Raw genomic sequence first — 22,145 nt, 5'->3', positions numbered from 1 at the left:
CGACCTTTGCCCACGAAAAATATACGTAAGGCATGGAAAGCATCGAGCATTTATTAAAAAACACACAAAAAGCAGCTTCACAAATTAGAAGGTTGACAAAGAATCAAAAAGCTCAAATATTAGTTGATTTGGCAGAAATCTTATTGAAAAATTCAGCAAAAATCATTGCTGAAAACAAAAAAGATTTAGACTTAATGGATCCCAAAGATGCCAAATATGACAGATTGCTTCTCAACGAAAATCGTATTAAAGGCTTGGCTGATTCATTATTACAAGTAGCCAATTTGAATGACCCAACTGGCCAAATTTTGACCGAAAGAACACTTGACAATGGCATAAAAATGCAGAAAATCAGTGTGCCGATGGGTGTGGTTGGGGCCATTTTTGAGTCGAGACCTAACGTAACCGTTGATGTGGCTTCGCTTTGCATAATGTCTGGCAATGCCTGTGTGCTGAAAGGTGGCAAAGAAGCCAATTTCTCTAATCAATATTTAGTAAGCTTGATACATGAAGCTTTGAACCAAAACAGAGTTTCAACAGACATTGTAATGCTTTTGCCAACTGACCGCAAATATTTGAGCCAAATGCTGGAAGCTGACAAATATGTGGATTTGATTATTCCTCGTGGTTCGCAGTCACTGATAGATTTTGTAAGAAGTAATTCCAAAATTCCGACCATAGAAACTGGTGCTGGAGTATGTCATACTTATGTGGAAAAAACGGCCAATCTCGACATGGCTGCCGAAATCATTGTCAATGCTAGAGCTTCTCGTCCGTCAGTTTGTAACTCACTAGACTGTGCTGTTTTGGACGAAAGTGTTCTGGAAAAACTGATACCGAAACTAAAAACGGGTTTCGAAAAATACAATATCGAGGTTTTTGCTGATAATAAAGCTTTCCCTTTTTTCGAAAAAAATGGCTTTACGAAACTTCAACATGCTCAGCCAGAAGACTTTGGAAAAGAATGGTTAGACTTCAAGATTTCGATAAAAACTGTCAATAATTTTGATGAAGCTCTTGAACATATCAACCACTTTTCCTCTAAACATTCAGAAGCTATTATTACGGAAGACAACAAATTAGCTGAAACTTTCTTGCAAGAAGTGGACGCAGATCTGTTTATCATAACGCCTCCACAAGATTTACCGACGGTGGGGAGTTTGGACTAGGTGCAGAAATTGGCATTTCTACTCAAAAACTTCACGCTCGGGGGCCATTTGCTTTAGAGAAATTGGTTACCGAAAAATGGATTTGCAGAGGCGAGGGCCAAGTTAGATGGTGATTTGATTTTAGATTTACGATTGATTCGATTGTAAAACGTTTAGAAAACGATGGCATTTACCTTCGTTAATGTTTACAATAAAATTCACCAAACCTGTCTGGGCCGCTCGTTGAATCTAATCCTTTAAATCCGTGTTCTGTAAAATTTCAAAAATCAAATTGGAAAGTTAACACCGGTATAAATCCGCTTCCACGATATTCTGTATAAGTAATATTTTTGGCAGAATCATAAGCTATATTAGTGGCATTGAGTCGGTTAGTGGCATTTTGAAAATCCAAACTTATGTTTCCAGAAGTTTTCTGACCATTAAATCTATAAGCTATTCTGGTGTCTAATCTTTGGAATGGTGCCACTTGCCCCTCGTTTTCTTTGGTTTGATCACCCACATATTGCCCTTTTTCTTTAGATTTTACAGGATCAAAAGGCGTATATCTAAAACCTCCACTGAACAAATACCGACCGCCTATCTGAAGAATGTTACCGTTTTTAAAAGGGAATTCTTTACCAAAAGTATAGCTAGAAGAAAATCTGGTATTGAAGCGGCTATTGTGCCATAGTCCGTCATTGGCCTTGAATTTGGAATCTAAAATCGAAAAAGTAGCCAGAAAAAAGTAAGAATTTGAAAACTGCTTTTCTATTGCCAAATCAATACCCTTGTTTTTACCCAAGCCTTGGCTTTTCACCTGAAATTCAGGAAAATCAGCACTATAATTGAGCAACCAATAGTTGGAAGTAACATCAGCACTTATGGGTACATTAAAAATACTTTGGTAATAAGCCTCCAAGCTCAAACGCATACGGCTTTGTGTATAATGATGAAAAGCCGCAATGAAGTGATCTGATTTTACTGGTTTTAAATTCAAATTGATGTTTTTACCGGTTGAGTCTGCAAAGAAATAAGTCATCATCGGCAATATTCTGCCATGACGGCCATAAGCAAAACTCAGTTTACTAGACGAATTTGGAGCATATAGCATCGAAATTCTAGGCTCTACTGAGCCCGTTCTATTGGTCAAAAATTCTAAAAAATGCATACCTGCATTGAGTGAAACTTTGCTAGAAAGTTTGTAAGTGGTTTGGACATATTGCTGTAACATTTGGCTATTTCCATCACCCTTTACAGAGACATTCACTTGCCGTTGATTGATATCTTGTTGATTAAGCCTGGCTTGAGTTTCTTTAAAAAAATCATAAAAAATCTGGTTGGCGATAATGCCTGTTTTTACCCAAAATTTTTCTGAAACCCTCTTAGAATAAGCCACCGATGCCACCAAGCGTTTGTCGAGATATCGCTCCGAATTGTACCTAAATCTTACATTCTGTATATCCAATGTATCGCTGTTTCTAATCTGATCACTGCCCACCAATGCTACCACAGCCTTTATATACGTTTTATTATCAGGCATATAGGTATACGTATAACCCAAAGCCCCCATGTTGGAAGGTTTCACTCTATCTTCCCACTCGCTTGATCGGTTTTTATTCCTATCCACCCCGTTTTCAACTGGTAAATAATGCTCCTCACTAAGACCGCCAATGCCAAAAAGGGTAGAAATCGACTTTTTCTTTTTGAAAACTAAATTGAAAGATAAATCCTGAAAATCGTTAGTGACACGCTCGCCAACAAGATAAAATCCCATTTTTCCTAGAAGACCCAAGGTTGAATATCTGTAGTTAACTAAATATGAAGAAGTTCCATTTTTTATTGGCCCTTCGGTGGCGAAGTCTAATCCTAGAATTCCAATTTTGGCCCGATGTTCACGTTTTTGCATATCGCCATGGCGAAACTGTACATCAAAAGCACCCGAAAGGGCATTGCCATATTCTGCCGCAAAACCTCCTGTTGAAAAGTCAGATTTGGCCAATAATTGAGCCGAAAACACCGATACTCCCCCACCCGACGAACCCACAACCGCAAAATGATTAGGATTGGGCATATCTACACCTTCTAATCGCCAAAGAATACCTATTGGCGAATTACCTCTCACAACAATTTGATTTTCAGTATCATCTGGCCCTCTCTGTACTCCCGGATACGACAAGGCCACACGTCCAGGGTCATTGACCCCTGCTGGCATACGCTCGGTTTCTTCAGCGGTAAATGAGCGGGTACTCACCACCGAAAGTTCGTTTAATGGCTCAAAAGCATTCTTATTTGCACTGATTACCACTTCATCGGCATTAATACTTCCCGAACTCAATTCTATTTTTAGGGTAACGCTTTTTGCGGAAGTAAGTATTATAGCATCTGATTTTTGAGGCAAATACCCAATGTAAGTAATGTTCAAAATTTGACGACCTATAGGAATTTGGTTCAAAACAAAATTGCCGTTTTCATCAGATGACGCCACCAATTTTGGATTTGAATTTTCAACTAAAACAGTAGCTCCAGGCAATGGTGTTTTGGTTTGTTTATCCAATACCTGCCCATAAATAGTTTGAAAATGCTTCTGAGCTAAGGCATTGAAGCTTACTAAGTATAAAAAAAATATACAAATTTTTGTAGTCATTCTATTTAGGGTTTATTCTGTTCCGAAAAATACATTTTTATATTAAATAAACTAAAAATAGATTAAAATCTTGACTTTTATCATGTCAGTAAATATCCTGATATTTTTAATAATTCAAAGCTAGAAACCCTTTGATACTTATTTTTATTTAATTTGTGGATTCTTATAAAATGGATAACTGAGCAAATGAATGAGCTATTTCAATATTTTCACAAATTCCTTCTTTTAAGCGAAGAAAGCAAAAATGCATTGGAGAAAACCTGCTCCTTATTAACATTAAAAAAAGGAGAAAACCTTCAGAGTTTTGGACAAACATGCAAAACCATTTACTTTCTAAAATCTGGAGTGGCACGCATTTTTTACTATAAAGATGGCATAGATATTACAGAATCTTTTTCATTCGAAGGAGAAATAATTGCTCGAGTTGAAAGCCTTTTTACTGGAAACCCCTCTCAAAAAGCCATTCAGATATTAGAGGACGCTGAAATCGTGGCTATCAACGCAACCCAACTATTTGGCTTGTATGATAAATTCCCGCAAATTGAGCGGCTTTTTAGGTTAATTTTTGAAGCGGGATATGTGGAAACTGTAAAACGCATTGAAGGCATTCAATTTCATACAGCCGAGCAACGGTATCAAGCATTGATGAAAAAGCCGAATTTGCTTCAAAAAATCCCCCTAAAACACATTGCTTCCTATTTAGGAATTACGCAGGTGAGTTTGAGTCGAATTAGAGCTACCTCAAAATAAGAATAGATTCATGAAGCATTAAAACGCTTTCTCAATGAATTTGCTTTTGTAAATTTTCTAAACCGAAAATATAGAAAAACAGCAGAAACTGTCAGTCCAGCCAAAAGCCCCAACCAAATACCTATAGACTTTAGACCTAAAACAAAGCCCAAAATATAACCCATAGGGAGAGCCACCACCCAATACGCCACAAATGTGATGATGGTAGGCAATTTTATATCGGCCAAACCTCGCAAAACACCGAGTCCAACCACTTGAATGCCATCAGACAGTTGGAAAAACGCCGCAATAGCCAATAAAGGAAGGGCGATTTTGATTACCTCGAGGTCGTCTATATAAAGTTCTAACAAAAAATGATCGAAGGTCAAAATCAGCACACTACACAAGCTCATGAACAAAAACACCAAGAAATAAGCCGAAAAACCCGCCAATTTAATGCCCTTTATGCTTCGTTTTCCCCATGCCTCTCCTATTCTTATGCCTCCGGCAAAAGAGAATCCAGTGGCCATCATAAAGGTTGTAGATGCAATATTAATGGCTATTTGGTGGGCCGCCAGAGCTGTTTCGCTTATCCAGCCCATCATAATGATAGCCACTGAAAAAGCTCCAATCTCGAAGAAAACCTGAAAGCCACCCGGAATACTTCGAAACAAAATTTCTTTGGTAAGGTCAAAATTAACCTTGAGACTCAAAGCCTTAAAAGCACCTTGAAAAGTACTGCTGTGGCGTAAATACAAAAATAAGAGAATCAACATTACCACCCGGGTAAGCAGAGTGGATATGGCAGCACCTTCAAAACCCAAATGAGGCATTCCGAAAGATCCGTTGATCAGTATGTAATTCCCAATGCCATTGACCACCAAACCTACGGCAGTAATCACCATGGCCACTTTGGGTTTAGAGAGGCCATCGGCGAACTGTTTCAGGCCCAAAAATAAAAACAATGGAATATTGCTGGCCAAAATATAAAGAAAGAAGCCCAGTGCTGTTTGGTTAATAATGGGCGATTGCTGAAAAATTTCGAAGTTGAAATACACCAAAATCCCTATACCCGTAAGTACGAAACAAAAAAACAAAGCCACCAATAAAGCACTTACAAACAAGTCTTTGAGTGCTTTATGGTCATTTTCGGCGGCACATTTCGATACCATTGGAGCCACCACAGACATGCCACCAATGGCCAACGAACCAATCAAATAAGCGATAGAATTGGCAATACCCGCTGCCCCGAGTTCTATTTTCCCCAAAAAACGACCCACCATAATATTGTCGGTAATGGCCATCATAACCACGCCCAGTTGACCTACAATAATCGGTATGGCAAGATTAAGAGTAAGGTTAATTTCTTTTTTGAGGTCTGTTGTAAACATGTTGCAAATTTCGACATTAATATCCTACGAAAACAAAAATGACCAGCAAAATACTGGTCATTTTATCGTAAATTATAGATGTAAGATTCTTAGGCTCTTTTCAATTCAAAAACGGTGATTTCGGGTAAAATACCTACTCTACCAGGATATCCCAAAAATCCGAAACCTCGGTTTACGTATAATTGCTGATCGTTTTCTTTATATAGACCGGCCCATTCTTTGTAACGAAACTGTACGGGACTCCACTGAAATCCACCGATTTCTATTCCATATTGCATACCGTGTGTATGACCAGCAAAAGCAGCATCGATGTCTGTTTTACCCAAAACTTGGGCTCTCCAATGGCTTGGATCGTGCGATAGCAAAAGTTTGTTGGTGTATTCTTCTGTACCGACCAGTGCTTTTTTCAAATCACCCTTTTTCTTAAAACCGCCCATGCCCCAGTTCTGAATTCCTACAATACCCAGCTGTTCGCCACCAAGTTTGATGCTGCGGTTTTCGTCCATAAGAATATCCCAACCCATTTGTTTATGACCAGCAATGAGCGTTTCAAGGTTTTTGACCTTCTTTTCTTCGCTGTCCCAAGGTATATAATCGCCATAGTCGTGGTTGCCGAGTGTTGAATAAACACCCAATGGAGCCTTTACTTTTTTGAAAACATCAAAATAATCGTTCAATTCTTTGGCTTCATTGTTCACCAAATCACCCGTAAAAAACACCACATCAGGTTTTTGTGCCAACAACATATCCACCCCACCTTGCACGGCAGTTTTGTTATAAAAACTTCCTGAATGTATGTCTGAGAGCTGTGCGATGGTCATGCCTTCGAAAGATTTGGGTAGATTCTTCAGATACAAAGGCACTTTTTTAACTCTGTAATCATGTGCTCCTGAGATAATTCCGTAGGCCATAATTCCCAAATGAGCCCCACCAACAGCCATAGCACCTTTAGCCAAAAATTCACCCCGACCAATTATCGGACTTCCTGGCTCGGCATTACCAGTAGCTTTTAGACCTAAGTTCTTGATAATATTTACGATATCTCCAATCAATAAGAAAGCGGCCCCCATTATTTTGGATATATATATAATAAAAACAGAAGCCACCATCAAATTCCTGACTTTCGCACTTAGATATTCAGGGTAAAGCACCATGCCTCCAAACGAAATCAAAAGCGAGAGAACGGGAATGCTCCAGTAAATGATTTTAATCCATTTTTGGGTGTTTTCTGCCAGACCTTTGATACCAATCTTTACGGCTTGAAAAAAGTAGTAGTCTATCAGTAAAAATACCAATATGGTGACTCCTAAAAAAAATATCCTATTCATAATTTGTATAAAAAAAAGCTGCCTCGGAAAGCCAAAGGAGCATTTCAAAGACAGCCTAAAGTATTTATTATTAAGCCAAAGCGGCTTTTACGTTGTCAAAATTTGGCAAATCGCCGGCACTTTCCAACACCTCGGCATAAGCCAAAGTTCCGTCAGGATTTACAACAAACGCAGACCTTTTTGCTACACCTTTCAAGCCCAAAACAAACTCTTCGTATTGAGCTCCATAAGCGGCACTTGCAGTCTTGTTAAAATCAGAAAGTAATGGAAAAGGTAGTTTTTGGTCTTCCTTAAACTTACCCAAGGTAAATGGTGAATCTACTGAAATAGCCAAGATTTCGGCATTTAATGAGCTGTAAGTAGCAATGTCGTCACGCAATGAGCACAATTCGGTGGTGCAAACTCCCGTAAAAGCCATTGGAAAGAACAATACAACAACTTTTTTGCCTTTAAAATCTGAAAGACTTACTTGTGATTTGTCTGAAGAAACCAATGTAAAATCTGGAGCTACGTCGCCTATTTTCAATGTCATAGTTTTTATTTTTTTGTATAAATGTTAAACTCAATTTTTAGAATAAAGGTTTGTTTTGGTGATTTTTTTTGGACGAAAGGCCTTCCTGAGATTTGAAAGGCTTTTTAGCTCAACATCAAGTTGCAGCCACGGATATCCGAATTGTCAAATCTCCCCATAACCTTAAAGCCTTCGTAGTCAGGTGTAAAACTCCCCAAATCTTTGGTTTCGATAAAAGAGCAAGAGTCTATATTGGCCAAGTCTACCACATTTATTCCGCCCGTTCGTCCCCTATATTTTACGTCTTGGTCGGGTTCGCCTAGAGCAAAACTGGGCAAATATGTAAAGGGGTCGTTGATTTCGCGTAATAAAATCCTCATGGTTTTGGGCAAATAGAAAACGCCTTCGCCTTTGGAATAGCCCTGCGAAAGCAGCTCTGTCATGCCATATTCGGAGTGAATATATTTTACACCAAAAGCAGCTGTAAGAACCCCATGCAGTTCTTCCCTTACCATTTCTTTACGTCGGCCTTTCATGCCGCCAGTTTCCATAATGATAACTTTATCTGAAATGGCTTTGATTTTCTCCGCCAAAACTTCATTTTCGGCCAAATCCAAAAGGCCAAAGGTAACGCCAACCAACAGTATTTTTCTTCCATCCTTGGCCGCCTCTGTCATGTTTTCAATCATCTCATCGAGATTATCCAGATAAAATCCACCGAACTGACTGAAGCTGTGAAAAATAAAGTTTTGAACCATATATACCAACGAAGAGTTATTTCGTTCGAGATAAGAAGGCAGAAGAGCAAACACATGAAAGTCAGTAAGCGGGCCATAAAAAGCCTCAAAAGTATTGCGGCTCATGAGTTCGTAAAAGGGTAAGTCGCTTACATAATGTCGGCTCGTATTAGCAGATGTTGTTCCGCTACTTTCGAAAGTTATTTGCGGCTCTACTTGGCCAGAAATCACTTGATGATTTTTGAAAAATTCGATAGGCAAAAACGGAATTTTTTCGAGGCGGTCAATTTTTTTTATATCTTTATACAAAAACTTGACGTACCTATGGTACACTGGATTTTGGGCAAACTGAAACCTAAAAACCTCCAGAGCGAGTTTTTCGAAAGAATATGGATTCTGGTCGAGTTGTACCAAAGCAGCCTTGAGTTCGTCTCTGATGGTCATTTTTGTTTAAATGTCCTTGGTTTTAATTATTTTTACAAAAATAAGTTTTCTCACATGAGTAAGCAGCATTTTAAAGATTTAATATTTTTTGGCTTGGCAATTTTAGCCCTCAGTTCTTGTTACAAAGAGCCTGATTTTTCCATGACACCCAACATCGAGTTTGCCTCTATCACCAAAGACATTAGGCTTGACCAGTTTACAGGAGCAAAAAAAGACTCCATCATAGTTTCAGTAAAATTTCAAGATGGCGATGGCGACTTGGGCTTCAATGCAGAAGAAATTGGAAGCAAAGTACCACAAACCGACTACAACTATGTGGTGAAATCGTTCCGGAAAACGAAGGGCGTTTTTACGCAGTTTAATACGTTCGAAACTCTATCGGGTTTTTATCCAAGACTCAAGACCGACGATAAAATTGGCCCTATAGAGGGTACCCTACGCTATCGAATAGAAATAGAAACGGCTTTCTGGCCAGTAAAAAAAGACACTGTGAAGTTTGAGGTATACATAAAAGACCGTGCCGGAAACAAAAGCAATACAGTTGAAACCACACCAATCGTATTGAATCAACTTTGATGCTAGTTTTGTTGGAAAATTCCACCATGAATTATAATTTCTTCGGTATAGTTTCCTAATTATTTGGTGAATAGTTTTAAGGGTTTTATCTTGTTTAAAAATACCCTTTCTTCATCATGAAAAAAATCTATCTAATTGGCATATCTGCTACTATTTTTGCTTGTAAAGTAAACAAAACTCCAGAATCAGATTATCAGAAAAAAGCCGATGAATTGGCTCATAAATACATCATGGTAGATGGCCATGTGGATTTGCCTTATAGACTTAAAGTCAAGAATTTTCAGATGCAAAAGGAATTTACTGGTATACCGGTAGAAACCAAAGAAGGTGATTTTGATTATAAAAGAGCCAAAAAAGGTGGACTTTCTGCACCGTTTATGTCGATTTACATACCAGCAAGTTATGATACGCAAGGGGCTCAAAAATTGGCGGATTCGCTCATAACGATGGTCAACTACATAGCCACTGAAAAAAGCGACTACTTTGAAGTGGCCAAAACTCCAGCAGAAATACGTGAAATATTCAAAAAAGGCAAAATAGCCCTCCCCATGGGTATGGAAAACGGCTCACCAATAGGAGAAGTGGCTGATGTGGCCAAATATAGGGCCAAAGGCATCAGTTATATAACACTCAGCCATGGAAAAGACAACCGAATATGTGATTCAAGCTACGACACCACCCACACCTGGAAAGGCCTGAGTCCTTTTGGCAGAGAAGTGGTAAAAACTATGAATAAAGAAGGTGTTTTGGTGGATATCTCGCATGTGTCTGACGATACTTTTTATCAGGTGGTGGAAATGTCGCCAGTGCCTGTGATAGCTTCTCATTCGTCCTCAAGGAAATTCACCCCTGATTTTCAAAGAAATATGTCGGACGACATGATAACGAAATTGGGCAAAAATGGCGGGGTAATTATGATCAACTTCGGTTCAACATTCTTATCCAGGGAAGTGACAGAATACAGAAAAAGTCTACAAGCTGAAATTAAAACCATTCTTGATAAAAAGGGCCTAAAAGCCCGTGACGAAGCGGCTGAACCGATTATAGACGAGTTCTTTGCAAAACATCCGCTCGCATTTGCCGATGTAAAAAAAGTGGCAGACCACATAGACAACGTAGTGAAACTGGCAGGAATAGACCATGTAGGACTCGGTTCTGACTTTGATGGGGTGGGAAATAGTCTTCCAACCGGTCTGAAAGATGTAGGTGATTATCCAAACCTCCTGGCTGAACTACTTCGACGCGGATATTTAGAATCTGATATTGAGAAAATTTGCTCCGGTAATATTTTTAGAGTTTGGGAGAAGGTGTTGGCTTATGCTGGGAAGTAGATTTCCTATTTTTGTTGAACCTCGTTGATACTTAGAATTGATTAGAATAGTTTCTATTTGTAAATCACTTTCGTCGCTTGGCCAGCGAGGCTTTCTTTTAAAAAAAAAACAAAAAACAAAAAAAACACTTTCTGTGCAATGATCCTCTGAAAAATTTCACATTTGCATCAAAGATATTAAATTGATTGGAGTGGTTAAATTTTTCAACGGACTGCACAGAAAATATAAGGAACATTTAGTACTTTATCTTGTCGATAAGTTCATTGCTAAAACCTTAAGCGAGGCTTATTTAAGCAAAATAAGAAAATCATCCAATTGAGTAAGTTCCATCTTTCTTTTTCTTCTTTTTGCTGGCCTGAGCTTTTGGGTTGTAGTCGAGACATTGTTGTATCCAAAAATCGAAATCGGCTTGGGTTCTTAGGCCTGTTTCATCTACTTGCACGAAGGCCTTCATAGGTCTGCCTGTAAACATCATTTCGAAGCAACCTAGCTTTTCCAAAAGTTCAGGCTTCAAGTCGGGATCCACTCTGCACATGAGGTCATCTTTGATGATACCCACACACATTTTGTCGTTTACCATAAAACACAAACCACCCATCATTTGCTTTTCCTCCACATTATCGAGGTTTTGTAGGCTGGTTCGTATGCGGTTAGCGAGGGATTGGGAGTAGGACATGGTTTTTAAATATTTACTAATCCATTTTTAATAGCGAAAAGTACCAAGCCCACACGAGATTTTAACTCCAATTTTATAAATAGATTCTCCCTGTAACCATCAATAGTTCTAGGTGAAAGACACATTTTATCGGCTATTTCTTTGTAAGTGAGCTCTGAACAAGCCAATTCTAAAAACTCTTGCTCACGGGCTTGAAATTGAATCACAGGTTTGGTTGTAGAACCATTCGGTTTGTGAAGACTTCTAAGGAGAGTGTTGGATACCAACTCGCTGTGATAATATCCTTTGTCACGAACAATCTCCAATGCAGTTCTAAAATTCACGGTATCCGTATCTTTCAACAAATAACCTTTGGCCCCACATCGCAACATTCTGATGATAGACTCCTCATTATCTTCAACCGATAGGGCCAAAGTTTTGATTTGCGGGTAATGGTTTGTGAGGTATTCTGTGGTTTCATAGCCATTTTTTTCTGGCATATTGATGTCGATAAGTGCAATGTCTGGGGCTTGATTTTGTTGAAGATAATCCATGAACTGTTGACCATCAGCAACATCAAAGATGACTTGAAATCCTTCAAAACGATTAATTAGTTCTACGAGGGCATTGCGAATGAGGTGGTGATCATCCGCTAAGGCAATAGTTGTCATAGGTTTTTAAACGGGAATGGTTAAATGGGCTCTGGTGCCGCTGACCTTTCCTCGTTCGAAAATCAAATTGCCATTCATCAATTCAGCCCGGTGGATAAGGTTACTCAGTCCCGCACCACTTTGAAAGCCATTTTTCTGAATTTTTGTGTCGAAATCGAATCCAATGCCATCGTCAACCACCTCCAAATTAAGGCATTGTATTGTCTCTTCCAAACTAACTTCGATATTTTTTGCCTTGGCATGTTTCAAACAGTTTTGGAGCAATTCTTGAAAAATCCTGAAGATCAAAACTTCCTTTTTGCGGTCAACGGATACAATTCCGGTATTTGCAGAGAATTTCACAGCATAGTTGCCCAACTTTTTCACCCGCTCCACCTCAAATCCAATGGCTTTTTCGAGTCCTTCATGTAAAAGATTGTCACTATTCAAACTCTTTGACAGTGCCCTGATATCCGTCAAAACATTATTCACAAACTCTTTAGAATCATTGATCTTCTTATTCTCAGGCGATTCTTCCGAAAGATTATTGAGTTGAATTTTGACTAAAGTTAGCATCTGCCCCACATTATCGTGCAGCTCACGGCTGATGTGTTTCATGGTGGCGTCTTGAATTTCGTTTTCTGCGTTTAGGATTTCTTGTTCGTATAACTTTTCTCTTTTAATTTTTTCCAAAATCAAAGAGTTAACTTTTCTTTGATTATTAATTACGAGGAAAACTATAAAAATAACAAGGCTTAATATTAAAACTGTTATTTCTAGTATTAATTGAATCTCTTTTGGAATAATGGCCATAATTCTACAAGTGAAAAAATAATAAACATAAGTGTAAAAATTAAGTTGTGAAACAGCCAAAGAATATAAGCGTAATTTATAGTCTCAGATTTGGAAATTAAATTATTGTAAGAAATGAATATTAGAAAATTACTCGAAAAATAAATAAAAAGTCCTGCAACATACCAAAAGCTCTTATTGGCATACAAATAATTTAATTCTACGTTGCTAAACTTTATTTTAAAGTAATATAAACTATTGATGATAATAAATACTGATAAAATCCCGAATGGAAAGCTTGCAAATGAATTGGTGATATTGTCAGAATAAAATAAGGAACTAATCACACAAATAATAAAAAAGAAATCACTTAGGATTTTCTTTTGACTTAACAATGATTTAAAAAGGAAGCCAAGAGTTATTAAAGTTAAAACCTGATTTATGTAATAATACATGTAATTATTACCATCAACAAAGTCAATATAGTCACAAATACTGTTTAACAATATTTGGATTATAGCATATACCAAAATATAATTGCTCCCATAATTTTCTTTCCGAATCAACTTAATAAGTATAATTATCAAAAAAAATGAGGGGGCAATTATATCACTGTAAATTAGAAACCATTTCACACCATGTTCAATTTATTTCTAATTGATTTTGTAGTACATCCTGGAGGGCTTGGACATCCTGGTTCTTCTTTTTCTCCAGTTTTTATTGTTCCCAATTCATCAAGTTGTCCATCAGAGATTGATGCAGTTACTCTAGCAGGGAAGGTGTAATCTCCGTCACCATCGCAATCAAATGATAGATTAACCACGACAAAATCACCAGTATTACTGGAGTCATTTAATAAGTCTTGTAATTTTTTTCTGTCAAAAATAAATTTGGTCATAATCAAACTGTTTAGTTATTGTGTAAAATTATTCACAATAATTGTTTGTGATTACGTGAAAAACACCCTTTTAAACTCTATCAAATTTAGGGTATTTTTCACCTAGGATAAGGTTCAACTTCACTAGTAAATTTGTAAAGAATTAAAACCCTATTTTTTGTAATCATGGAAGCATTAATTGTAAGAACGGCGGCATTACTTTTATTAACATCATCAAATTTATTCGCCCAAAGACTCGGTAAGGAATTTGATTTTATTCGAAAGGACATGAAAGTACAATTTGAACCTAAAAAAACTCCAAATTATACCATCAATTATGACAAAAAGGGGAATATCTCAGGTTTACTACCACATTTGTTGTTTAAGGATGATGAAATTTCAATAAAACCTTTAGGCAATTCGTCAGAATTTAGAGATCATGAAACTATAAATCAGTTGGAATCACTTAATGATTCTTTGAAATCGTATTCCCAGAACTTAGATAAGTTTAATTCACATTACCTTTTACCAAAATTGTTTTCTGATAATTTAAGTCTCTCTAATTACAGAAAAAAGCTATTTCAAAATTTAAATTGGAATTACCACTTGAAATTGAATTCAATTACGGACTCAATCTTCAAGGATTCTTTAACTAATTATAAAATTGTTCATAAGACTAGAGAATTTAAAATCCAAATCATAAAACCAAATCTAAAATGGCAATTTGATACAACATACCTCGGCAGAATTAGCAAACATAAATTCCAAAACTGGGATAAATTTAAACCACAAATTCAAACTTTAGTAAATTCTTTTAACCTTAAAGCGAAAGTAATTGACTCATTGATAACAAAATTTGATTATGATGTTAAAATAAGAAAGGACTCCTTATATCCATGGGAGCTTATGTATAACTTACTGACGTTAGAAGACACCAGAAAAGAACTAGATTCGGCGATAACCAAGCTAGTTATTGAACCAAACAAAGAGATTCTCAAAGCTTCTTTGCTATTATCTGGCTCCAATCCATCTTTTAATCCTCTCGGTTTACCAGAAAAGAATCTTTCAAGTTCTATCTCAAATTCAAAATCCACAATTGAAAAATTGGAAAAGCAAATCAAAGACAGGCAAACCGCCAATGTCAAGACCCATCCTCCAATTGATTCTGATAACTTAAAAAAATTGGAAGAGCTATATGTTAGTTTAGATATAGAAAAAAAGAAATTAACCGGTTTAGAAGGTCAATTAACTTCATTCAATAGTTTCAAAACTTCGTTAAAAAACAATGGTACTATTTTGAATGAAATAAAGTTTTTTATCTCTGATTCTTCCGAAATCAACTGGATGCGACATTACAGTGACAATAACGATATCGAAATTAAGAATAGTGAAAAACTTATTCCTAGTTTAATATCAGACATAGATCAGATTAGTCCTACGGTCCATAACATTCCCAAAGGAACCAAGGTATTTTCCACAGAAACAGTAAAAGGGTATGAAATTAAAACGCCTTTTGCAGAAGTAGTTGATGGGATAATTGATCAAGTTTTGGATACCAGTTTATCAAACAAAAAATTTTCAGGCTTAGGAAATATTTTAGCAAAAGAAATGGTTCCATGTGATAAAAATACAAACAATTCAAATCTCAAGACAGGAAAAGACCTCAAAAAATTGTGTCAAAATATTTGGAATTCTAAAAAAAATGATTCATTAGATTCATTGGGAATTTTAAGAAATGAAGTAAGTAATTTTAAAAACACAAGCAAACTTAAGGAGTGGCATGAATCTATAAAAATACCTGTCACATTAGAGCTTCCAAAGACCTTTTCAATGGACACTTTGATGCGTTCAGAATGGATTAAACCAAAATCCGCTAATGGCAAAAAAGGAGCCAATGAAATCAGCTACTCAATAAAGACCAATAATGGAAAAACAACAGATACGCTCGAGCTTTCAAAAAAATACAAAACCTACGATCTAAAACGCTCTTGGCCATTTGCAGGCATAGCATATGTGCCAAGCCCAAGAAATACTTCTGTTTTTGACGCCGCCACCAATACATTTGTTAGCAATCCTAATCCCGAACAATTAGATATTTTGGTGGGGGTTAAATATTATCCATTTAAAGGCTTTAACCAAACCAGAACCCCAAAGTCAAAGAAACAAACAGATTATGGTTTTCCATATAAATACCTGAGGGGAAATGCCTTTATTAACTCAGTATCAGTGAGTGGGAGTTTAAGTGTGAGATATAAGTTCTTGAGGAATTATTTCCTTGGGGTAGGTTTTGATATAATTCCAGGTCTCAACCTTCAAGTAGGGGGTAATATGTATTTTCAGAACAGATATGAACTTGAAAATGGCAAATTAGTGAAAGCCTCCGAGAGACCTTTGCTAAATCGTGGATATTTTGCTTTGACCACTGATGTAAGTATTTTGGGAAAATTAGTTAAATTTATTAACCCTTTTTGAAAATGAAAAAAAATGTAATTCTTTTGGTCATATTATCCTTTTGGAGTTGTAAAGAAGGTGATTTGTATGTTTCAGGCAGTATAAAAGGTGAAATAAAAATACAGAATAATGTCCTTGAAACTGAAATACAAGATAAAAAAAATATTGATGTTTACATTTCTAATGACTCAACAGGAAGTCCATATTTGATTTCTACCAAAACAGATAGTTTGGGTAAGTTTGAGTTTGAATACTTTCCGTCAAAAAATAAAAAAACCTTGTATTTGATTGCTGAAAAAAATATTGGGGGTATAAAATATAGAAAGGTTCAGAATTTTAATAATGAGTCACAAATTGCAAATTTTTCTATCACACCAATTTACTCGGGTAAACAAATAGTTGTAACTATAAAAGACAACTCAGACCTTATCAACAATGCTGAAGTCTATTTGTTTATAAGTGAATCTCAGGCAAAAACCATTGCAAATGAAAACCCGGAGGGATTAATTCAGACCAGGCAAAACTCAAATCAAAAAGGGAAAGCGATATTTTATAATCTGACGTCATCAAAATATTACTTAGTCTCAAGATTAAATAAGCAATATTCAAAAATTGAGGTTGTTGACCTTACCAATAAAGATAAAGTGGAAATTCTTTTGTCAATTTTGCCTCCAACACAATCACCCAAACTAAATATTAAAGTTTTAGATAGCCAAGGTGATGTAGTCTCAGGAATTGAAACATTTATATTTTCAAGTTCATTATTTCTTCCAAATCTAAAATCCAACCCAGTTGCAGGATATATCGGAACTGGCAAAACCAACAATAAAGGTGAATACCAATTTTCTGATTTACCGGTTAACCAAAATCTATATATTGCCTCAAAAGGATATTTCTTAAAAAACAATAAGATTGACACAACATATACCTTTCTCGAAAAACCAATAAAACTATCCCAAGACACTACAGTTAGTTTGTTATTCAAGTAAGTAACATTTACCTTCTAAAGAGTTCCCTTCTTGGCTAGTCTTATGCTGAGAAGGGGTTTCTTTTTGTTATCTGTCAAGTAGAAATTGAAGAAGGAATACCGTAAAAACACCCTTATAAAATCCGCAATTACCACCTAAAGTCAATAGAGTTTTCTTGTGAATTTTGGTTTATCAAAATAAACCAAGAGGCCATGATAAAAATAGAATACCCAGATAATATAAATATTTTATATTTAGAAGCTGACATCAATTACACAATCTTTCATCTTTCAGATGGTAAAAAGAAAATAGTAAGTTACACTTTGAAAAGAATTGCAGAAATACCAGATATGGCAACATTTAAACGCATTAACAGAAAGTTTTTAGTTAATCCCAATGTAATAAGAGAAATTCGAATAGCTGCTGATGCCAAATTCGTGGTATTATCAAATGGAAAGGAATTAAAAATGAGTAGACGAAAAATAAAAACACTTAATTACTAATGTCCAAAGGGAATTCAATTTCTACTAATTAGAAGGTCACTGCGTTACAAAAATAAAATTGTTTGAATATTCAATTCATAAAAATCAAAAAAGAAAAAAATCATGAAAGAAAAAAAGAAAATCACAAAATCTTCCGTAAAAGAAAACTCATCTTTTTTGCAAAATAAAGAAGAAAGCTATTTTTCATCTGAAAAATCTATACTACATACATACGGCAAGAACCATATTTGCAATACGGATGTAAAAGGTTATCCAACTCCAAATAATGCAAATCCAGCTGAATTAGTACTAGACGCATCTGAAGGTTTTATTCCTTTATGGGCAAAGAATGTTAATCTACGTTGGAGGTTTAACAATAACTCTTTTATATATTTTGAAAATCCAGAAGATGCAAAAAATGAAATTAGGAAATTATTCTCGAAAGCTCTTCTGGCTTGGGGAGATTCTTCCCCTATAACGTTTAGTGAAAGAGTTGAAGCTTGGGATTTTGAAATCACAATTCGTCCAGACAATTGTAATATTAATGGTTGTGTCCTAGCAAGTGCTTTTTTCCCAGATAGCGGTAGACATGAATTAGTAATACACCCTAAAATGTTCACGCAAAGTGAAGAAGAACAAGTAGAAACCCTTATTCATGAAATAGGTCATATTTTTGGATTAAGACATTTTTTTGCAAATATTAGTGAAACAGGTTATCCTAGCGTTATTTTTGGCAAACATCAACCATTTAGTATTATGAACTATGGCCCCAACTCAAGACTGACTAATGATGATAAAAAAGATTTGAAATCTCTTTATGAACAAGTATGGAAAGGAGAGTTAACTCGAATAAATGGAACTAAAATTGTATTGTTTCGATCTTTTCATCAAGTCGGAAATATTTAAAAACATCCTTCTAAAAAGCACACAAACCCGAAAAGGCCAGTGTGCTTTTTCCAATTATTAAATCTATCTTAATAATTCCAAGCACCTTCTCATTAACCTTAATATGGCCTCCAATTAAACCGAATTTTGGAAAGTGTAAACTAATTTTAAGTTTTTTTTAAGTGTCCAAAGTTATGACAAACACCGCATTCAGATATTGTTAGATTATTAATAACCATAGTAGGAGCGTTTGCACACATTCTTTTATTGGATAGAAGAATTCGTCAAAGTTACGCTAAAAATATTATAACAACCTTGCCGAGTATGCCGTCTTTAATAACTAAATTTAACCATAAAAGAACCTGAAGATATAAAAACATTGCGTTTCCCATTGTTACTGAAATTCCAATTCTGGAAAGCCCTTATCCTGTTGCCTCTATTAAATGCATGCACATTCGAGGAGCAACAGGTACTGAATAAAATACCGAAGCAGGTGAATGCTCAGTCGGTAGAATGTTTTGTGGACGATACCGATACGCTCAGATTTGAGGATGTTTTAGGTAACAAATCCTTCAAAAAGTTTAACGGTCCAGAAATAGGATATGGGCATTTGAGAAGAAACTTATGGGTTAAGCTGGTCTTACAAAACAATACGAATCAGACTCAGGAGGTGATTTTGAGTACAGATCAAATCATTCTTGAGAAAGTAGATTTCTATAAAAAGAAAGAAGGAAAATGGAATAAAGAAGAAGCTGGTTGGGGAACTGCAATCCAAAACAGGGAACTTCCAAGCTATTTGCATGCATTTAAGGTTTCCTTGAGTCCGAATTCAAGAGATACAGTATTTTATCGGGTTAGAAATCAGTATCAGGTGGTTCGTTTGCCTTTAAATCTATTTAGTACACAACAGTTTTATCAACATTATCACTCCTATTTGTTTTATGACGGTTTGGTCACGATGGCTTTGATTACAGCCATTTTGTATTGTTTGTACAATCTTTTTTATACCTCTCAAAGAGACCGCAAAACTTTAGTTCTTTATCTCATTTATGCCGTCAATTTCTTTATTTTTTATACTATCAGAATTTCCTCCCCAGCATATTTTACGAATAACCAGCCGGTAATTATCAATTACTTTGTAAACATATTTGTTTTTATAAGTACTTATACTTTTGTAAGATTTGGTACGTCGTTTATTGATCCAGATAGAAAATATGGAAATAGGGCCATTTCAAAGCTAATAGATATACTTTTTGTTTGTACAGTTTTTGTTTCTCTATTTCCTACTTGGTCTGCCATAAAACCTTTGTTATATTTAAAACTCTCGTTTTTTCTTTCCACTATCTTTTATCTTATCTGGAGTCTGATTTCAAACTTCAGAAGGAGCTTCTTGACTCGAATTTACTTTTTTATGGCCATGCCATTGATTACAACTGGTATGATTGAGGGCCTAACCAATGTTTTTGGTATTATGGAAGTGCCGAATCAATTTTTTGAAGCATTCCGTATTTCTATTTGTGTAGAGATGCTCTATATACTTTTTGCTTTGATTTTTAGAGAAAGATATTTGAGTAAGCAAATTCAAAAGAGACTGTTGAAGGCCGAACTAGAAATGTTGGAGTCGAGAATTGAGATACAAGAAAATGAACAAAAACGTATAGCTAGAGACCTTCATGATGACTTGGGAGGTACTTTGGCAAGTCTGAAACATATTGTTCTTTCAAAAATGGTAAATCTTCTCAACTCCGAAGATGCAAAACAGATTAAAGAATTAACTCAAAAGTCCGGCGATGATTTGCGTCGTATTTCGCATGCTTTAATGCCCCCAGATTTTGAAAAAATTGGCCTAATAGATTCAATTAAAGAACTCATAAGAGGTAATAACTCTAAGAAAATCAGATTTGAGTTCTTAGAAAACACCAAAGACCTAGAGTTGGAGGTTAAGGCTTCATTGAATATCTACAGAATTCTTTCAGAGATTATTCAAAATATCCATAAGCACAGCGGTGCAACCATAGTATTGGTGCAGTTCATACAAAATGATAAAGAATTGACACTGATTGTAGAGGATAATGGCCGAGGATTTGAAAATTCTACTTCATTGACAGGTTTGGGAATGCAGAATATGCTCTCTAGAGCTAAAAATTTGGATGCCAGTCTTAATTTTGATTCAAATTCAAACGGAACAACAGTAATACTTGAAGTACCATATGAATAAACATAAAATACTAATCGTTGACGACCACCTACTGTTTGGTTTGGGATTAAAGGAGCTTCTTTTAAAAGAACGTGATTATGAAATCCTAGGACCATTAAAAGAAATCAACGAAATTATTTCTACGATACAATCCAATTCTCCCGATTTAATTTTGCTTGATATTAACTTAAATGGCATAAACGGTATAGAATTAGGCAAAAGACTTAAGCTGGAATTCAATAAAATAAAGGTCATAATTCTTACCATGTATGAGCATTCGGTATTCCTAAGACAAGCCAAAGAGGCTGAAATGGACGGCTATCTATTAAAAGATTGTGATTCCAATTTCTTGATTAGTGGTATTCAGACGGTATTTAACGGAGGAAACTGTTTTTTGAAATTAATAAATGAAAAATCAGTCCCAGTGGCCAGTGGCTTTGGCGACAAGCACTTTTTAAGCGACCGAGAACTGGAAATCGCATACGAAATCTGTAAAGGCCTAAATAACAACGAGATTGCGGAGAAACTCCATCTAAGTTATCATACCATAAAAACTCATAGAAAAAATATTTACACCAAACTTGGCATCTCAAATGTGTTAGAATTAATAGAAGTTTTAAAATATTAATTTTTTAAGAATTTGCTGCAGTTTTGATTAACACCTCAAAAATTCACCATTTATATTAATTTAAAATCCTTAAAAGATACAAATTTGAACAGTGCAACCACCTGAAAGTATCAAACTCTTCAAATCATCGTACTGATTATAAAAGAATTACGAAATTTTAAGAAATCCTTGAAATTATGCAAATAGAAAAATCTATTTTTTTGAAAATACCCCAAATGGGGTATTGAACCCTTATCTGAAAACTACTAGATTTGAATAAAAATATAACCCAAAAAGTATTTTTCCTCTACACGTTTTTATAAACAATACCATGATTTCTCAAAAAATCCCACCAGCACATGAAATCCTATTCTTACGGGGTGATGTAAACTATACGGAATTTCATCTAGTAAATGGTCAGAAATTTTTATCCAGCAATACCTTGTTAAGGCACCAAGAAAAATTCCAAGGCTTTTTAAGAGTTAGTCGGAAACACTTGATAAATCCGTTATACATTTCTGAAGTAGAAAATGAGCGTGGCTTACATCAAGTTTTAATGCTAAATGGAGAGAGAATTGTAGTATCAAGGCGGAGGAAATCTTCAATTATTTAGGAAAGAGTTAGAAAATAAAATTGTAAAAAGCTACTAAATCCACATCCTCCAATTCTTCTCAATTAAGAACTACTTCCTTAGAAATTGCAAAAAAAACACACAACCCAAAAGGTCAGTGTGCTTTTTCAA

General features: G+C 35.7%; 20 protein-coding genes. 11 read left to right on the top strand and 9 right to left on the bottom strand.

Going from position 1 to position 22,145, the window contains the following annotated elements; all coding sequences use genetic code 11:
* Nucleotides 1-32 precede the first annotated feature (32 nt).
* On the top strand, nt 33-1,169 hold the full coding sequence (locus tag EGI26_RS01855) for a glutamate-5-semialdehyde dehydrogenase (protein WP_310587926.1): 1,137 nt from the start codon (nt 33-35) through the stop codon (nt 1,167-1,169).
* Between the two features lie 259 nt (nt 1,170-1,428).
* Here the strand turns inward: EGI26_RS01855 and EGI26_RS01850 are convergent, their stop codons facing one another.
* Nucleotides 1,429-3,792 carry a TonB-dependent receptor gene (locus EGI26_RS01850; RefSeq protein ID WP_255075975.1) on the bottom strand — a complete coding sequence of 788 codons (2,364 nt, stop codon included), beginning with the start codon at nt 3,790-3,792 and terminating at the stop codon, nt 1,429-1,431.
* A 186-nt stretch (nt 3,793-3,978) separates the two neighbouring features.
* On the opposite strand from EGI26_RS01850, the gene EGI26_RS01845 reads away from it, so the two are divergent.
* Entirely contained in the window at nt 3,979-4,542 is a 564-nt protein-coding gene (locus EGI26_RS01845) for a Crp/Fnr family transcriptional regulator (protein WP_255075973.1), read from the top strand.
* Between the two features lie 8 nt (nt 4,543-4,550).
* Here EGI26_RS01845 and EGI26_RS01840 read toward each other — a convergent pair whose 3' ends face one another.
* From EGI26_RS01840 to EGI26_RS01825, 4 genes are all read right to left on the bottom strand, one after another.
* Nucleotides 4,551-5,912 carry an MATE family efflux transporter gene (locus EGI26_RS01840; protein ID WP_255075971.1) on the bottom strand — a complete coding sequence of 454 codons (1,362 nt, stop codon included), beginning with the start codon at nt 5,910-5,912 and terminating at the stop codon, nt 4,551-4,553.
* An 89-nt stretch (nt 5,913-6,001) separates the two neighbouring features.
* Nucleotides 6,002-7,240: a metallophosphoesterase gene (locus EGI26_RS01835; protein WP_255075969.1), complete on the bottom strand. Its 1,239-nt coding sequence runs from the start codon at nt 7,238-7,240 to the stop codon at nt 6,002-6,004.
* Nucleotides 7,241-7,310: 70 nt separating this feature from the next.
* Nucleotides 7,311-7,772: a redoxin domain-containing protein gene (locus EGI26_RS01830; protein WP_255075967.1), complete on the bottom strand. Its 462-nt coding sequence runs from the start codon at nt 7,770-7,772 to the stop codon at nt 7,311-7,313.
* 104 nt (nt 7,773-7,876) lie between these two features.
* Nucleotides 7,877-8,932, bottom strand: coding sequence for an acyl transferase (locus EGI26_RS01825; protein ID WP_255075966.1), 1,056 nt, complete (start codon nt 8,930-8,932; stop codon nt 7,877-7,879).
* Between the two features lie 54 nt (nt 8,933-8,986).
* Between EGI26_RS01825 and EGI26_RS01820 the strand changes: the two genes are divergently transcribed.
* Nucleotides 8,987-9,508 (top strand): hypothetical protein, encoded by a 522-nt coding sequence (locus tag EGI26_RS01820; protein ID WP_255075964.1) that lies wholly within the window; start codon nt 8,987-8,989, stop codon nt 9,506-9,508.
* A 116-nt stretch (nt 9,509-9,624) separates the two neighbouring features.
* Entirely contained in the window at nt 9,625-10,839 is a 1,215-nt protein-coding gene (locus EGI26_RS01815; protein WP_255075963.1) for a dipeptidase, read from the top strand.
* A 307-nt stretch (nt 10,840-11,146) separates the two neighbouring features.
* On the opposite strand, the gene EGI26_RS01810 is transcribed toward EGI26_RS01815, so the two are convergent.
* The 4 genes from EGI26_RS01810 to EGI26_RS01795 form a co-directional block, all read right to left on the bottom strand.
* A complete protein-coding gene (locus EGI26_RS01810; protein WP_255075962.1) occupies nt 11,147-11,515 on the bottom strand; it encodes a TfoX/Sxy family protein in 369 nt (122 codons plus the stop codon).
* A 5-nt stretch (nt 11,516-11,520) separates the two neighbouring features.
* The gene (locus EGI26_RS01805; protein ID WP_255075961.1) at nt 11,521-12,165 is read right to left on the bottom strand and encodes a response regulator transcription factor; all 645 of its coding nucleotides are present in this window, start codon (nt 12,163-12,165) and stop codon (nt 11,521-11,523) included.
* Nucleotides 12,166-12,171: 6 nt separating this feature from the next.
* Nucleotides 12,172-12,837: a sensor histidine kinase gene (locus EGI26_RS01800; protein ID WP_255075960.1), complete on the bottom strand. Its 666-nt coding sequence runs from the start codon at nt 12,835-12,837 to the stop codon at nt 12,172-12,174.
* A gap of 730 nt (nt 12,838-13,567) precedes the next feature.
* Nucleotides 13,568-13,834, bottom strand: a complete 267-nt coding sequence (locus EGI26_RS01795) for a hypothetical protein (protein ID WP_255075959.1) — start codon at nt 13,832-13,834, stop codon at nt 13,568-13,570.
* Nucleotides 13,835-13,999: 165 nt separating this feature from the next.
* On the opposite strand from EGI26_RS01795, the gene EGI26_RS01790 reads away from it, so the two are divergent.
* From EGI26_RS01790 to EGI26_RS21285, 7 genes are all read left to right on the top strand, one after another.
* Nucleotides 14,000-16,285, top strand: coding sequence for a hypothetical protein (locus EGI26_RS01790; protein ID WP_255075957.1), 2,286 nt, complete (start codon nt 14,000-14,002; stop codon nt 16,283-16,285).
* Between the two features lie 2 nt (nt 16,286-16,287).
* The gene (locus tag EGI26_RS01785; protein ID WP_255075956.1) at nt 16,288-17,253 is read left to right on the top strand and encodes a hypothetical protein; all 966 of its coding nucleotides are present in this window, start codon (nt 16,288-16,290) and stop codon (nt 17,251-17,253) included.
* 191 nt (nt 17,254-17,444) lie between these two features.
* Entirely contained in the window at nt 17,445-17,735 is a 291-nt protein-coding gene (locus EGI26_RS01780) for a LytTR family DNA-binding domain-containing protein (protein WP_255075955.1), read from the top strand.
* A gap of 102 nt (nt 17,736-17,837) precedes the next feature.
* A complete protein-coding gene (locus EGI26_RS01775; RefSeq protein ID WP_255075954.1) occupies nt 17,838-18,620 on the top strand; it encodes a matrixin family metalloprotease in 783 nt (260 codons plus the stop codon).
* A gap of 409 nt (nt 18,621-19,029) precedes the next feature.
* Nucleotides 19,030-20,817, top strand: a complete 1,788-nt coding sequence (locus EGI26_RS01770; RefSeq protein WP_255075952.1) for a 7TM-DISM domain-containing protein — start codon at nt 19,030-19,032, stop codon at nt 20,815-20,817.
* Nucleotides 20,810-21,424: a response regulator transcription factor gene (locus EGI26_RS01765; RefSeq protein ID WP_255075951.1), complete on the top strand. Its 615-nt coding sequence runs from the start codon at nt 20,810-20,812 to the stop codon at nt 21,422-21,424. The genes EGI26_RS01770 and EGI26_RS01765 overlap by 8 nt, the downstream gene beginning before the upstream one ends.
* A gap of 310 nt (nt 21,425-21,734) precedes the next feature.
* On the top strand, nt 21,735-22,016 hold the full coding sequence (locus tag EGI26_RS21285; protein ID WP_409035349.1) for a LytTR family transcriptional regulator DNA-binding domain-containing protein: 282 nt from the start codon (nt 21,735-21,737) through the stop codon (nt 22,014-22,016).
* Nucleotides 22,017-22,145 lie beyond the last annotated feature (129 nt).

The organism is Lacihabitans sp. CCS-44, from assembly GCF_024343735.1.
GTDB lineage: Bacteria > Bacteroidota > Bacteroidia > Cytophagales > Spirosomataceae > Leadbetterella.
This window is presented reverse-complemented; position numbering and strand designations above follow the sequence as displayed.

Excerpts from the sequence above, each read along its gene's own strand:
- EGI26_RS01850 (WP_255075975.1), bottom strand. The coding sequence starts at position 3,792 with ATGACTACAAAAATTTGTATATTTTTTTTATACTTAGTAAGCTTCAAT.
- EGI26_RS01820 (WP_255075964.1), top strand. The coding sequence starts at position 8,987 with ATGAGTAAGCAGCATTTTAAAGATTTAATATTTTTTGGCTTGGCAATT.
- EGI26_RS01790 (WP_255075957.1), top strand. The coding sequence starts at position 14,000 with ATGGAAGCATTAATTGTAAGAACGGCGGCATTACTTTTATTAACATCA.
- EGI26_RS01765 (WP_255075951.1), top strand. The coding sequence starts at position 20,810 with ATGAATAAACATAAAATACTAATCGTTGACGACCACCTACTGTTTGGT.
- EGI26_RS01815 (WP_255075963.1), top strand. The coding sequence starts at position 9,625 with ATGAAAAAAATCTATCTAATTGGCATATCTGCTACTATTTTTGCTTGT.
- EGI26_RS01855 (WP_310587926.1), top strand. The coding sequence starts at position 33 with ATGGAAAGCATCGAGCATTTATTAAAAAACACACAAAAAGCAGCTTCA.
- EGI26_RS01825 (WP_255075966.1), bottom strand. The coding sequence starts at position 8,932 with ATGACCATCAGAGACGAACTCAAGGCTGCTTTGGTACAACTCGACCAG.
- EGI26_RS21285 (WP_409035349.1), top strand. The coding sequence starts at position 21,735 with ATGATTTCTCAAAAAATCCCACCAGCACATGAAATCCTATTCTTACGG.
- EGI26_RS01780 (WP_255075955.1), top strand. The coding sequence starts at position 17,445 with ATGATAAAAATAGAATACCCAGATAATATAAATATTTTATATTTAGAA.
- EGI26_RS01805 (WP_255075961.1), bottom strand. The coding sequence starts at position 12,165 with ATGACAACTATTGCCTTAGCGGATGATCACCACCTCATTCGCAATGCC.
- EGI26_RS01835 (WP_255075969.1), bottom strand. The coding sequence starts at position 7,240 with ATGAATAGGATATTTTTTTTAGGAGTCACCATATTGGTATTTTTACTG.
- EGI26_RS01785 (WP_255075956.1), top strand. The coding sequence starts at position 16,288 with ATGAAAAAAAATGTAATTCTTTTGGTCATATTATCCTTTTGGAGTTGT.
- EGI26_RS01810 (WP_255075962.1), bottom strand. The coding sequence starts at position 11,515 with ATGTCCTACTCCCAATCCCTCGCTAACCGCATACGAACCAGCCTACAA.
- EGI26_RS01830 (WP_255075967.1), bottom strand. The coding sequence starts at position 7,772 with ATGACATTGAAAATAGGCGACGTAGCTCCAGATTTTACATTGGTTTCT.
- EGI26_RS01795 (WP_255075959.1), bottom strand. The coding sequence starts at position 13,834 with ATGACCAAATTTATTTTTGACAGAAAAAAATTACAAGACTTATTAAAT.
- EGI26_RS01840 (WP_255075971.1), bottom strand. The coding sequence starts at position 5,912 with ATGTTTACAACAGACCTCAAAAAAGAAATTAACCTTACTCTTAATCTT.
- EGI26_RS01775 (WP_255075954.1), top strand. The coding sequence starts at position 17,838 with ATGAAAGAAAAAAAGAAAATCACAAAATCTTCCGTAAAAGAAAACTCA.
- EGI26_RS01845 (WP_255075973.1), top strand. The coding sequence starts at position 3,979 with ATGAATGAGCTATTTCAATATTTTCACAAATTCCTTCTTTTAAGCGAA.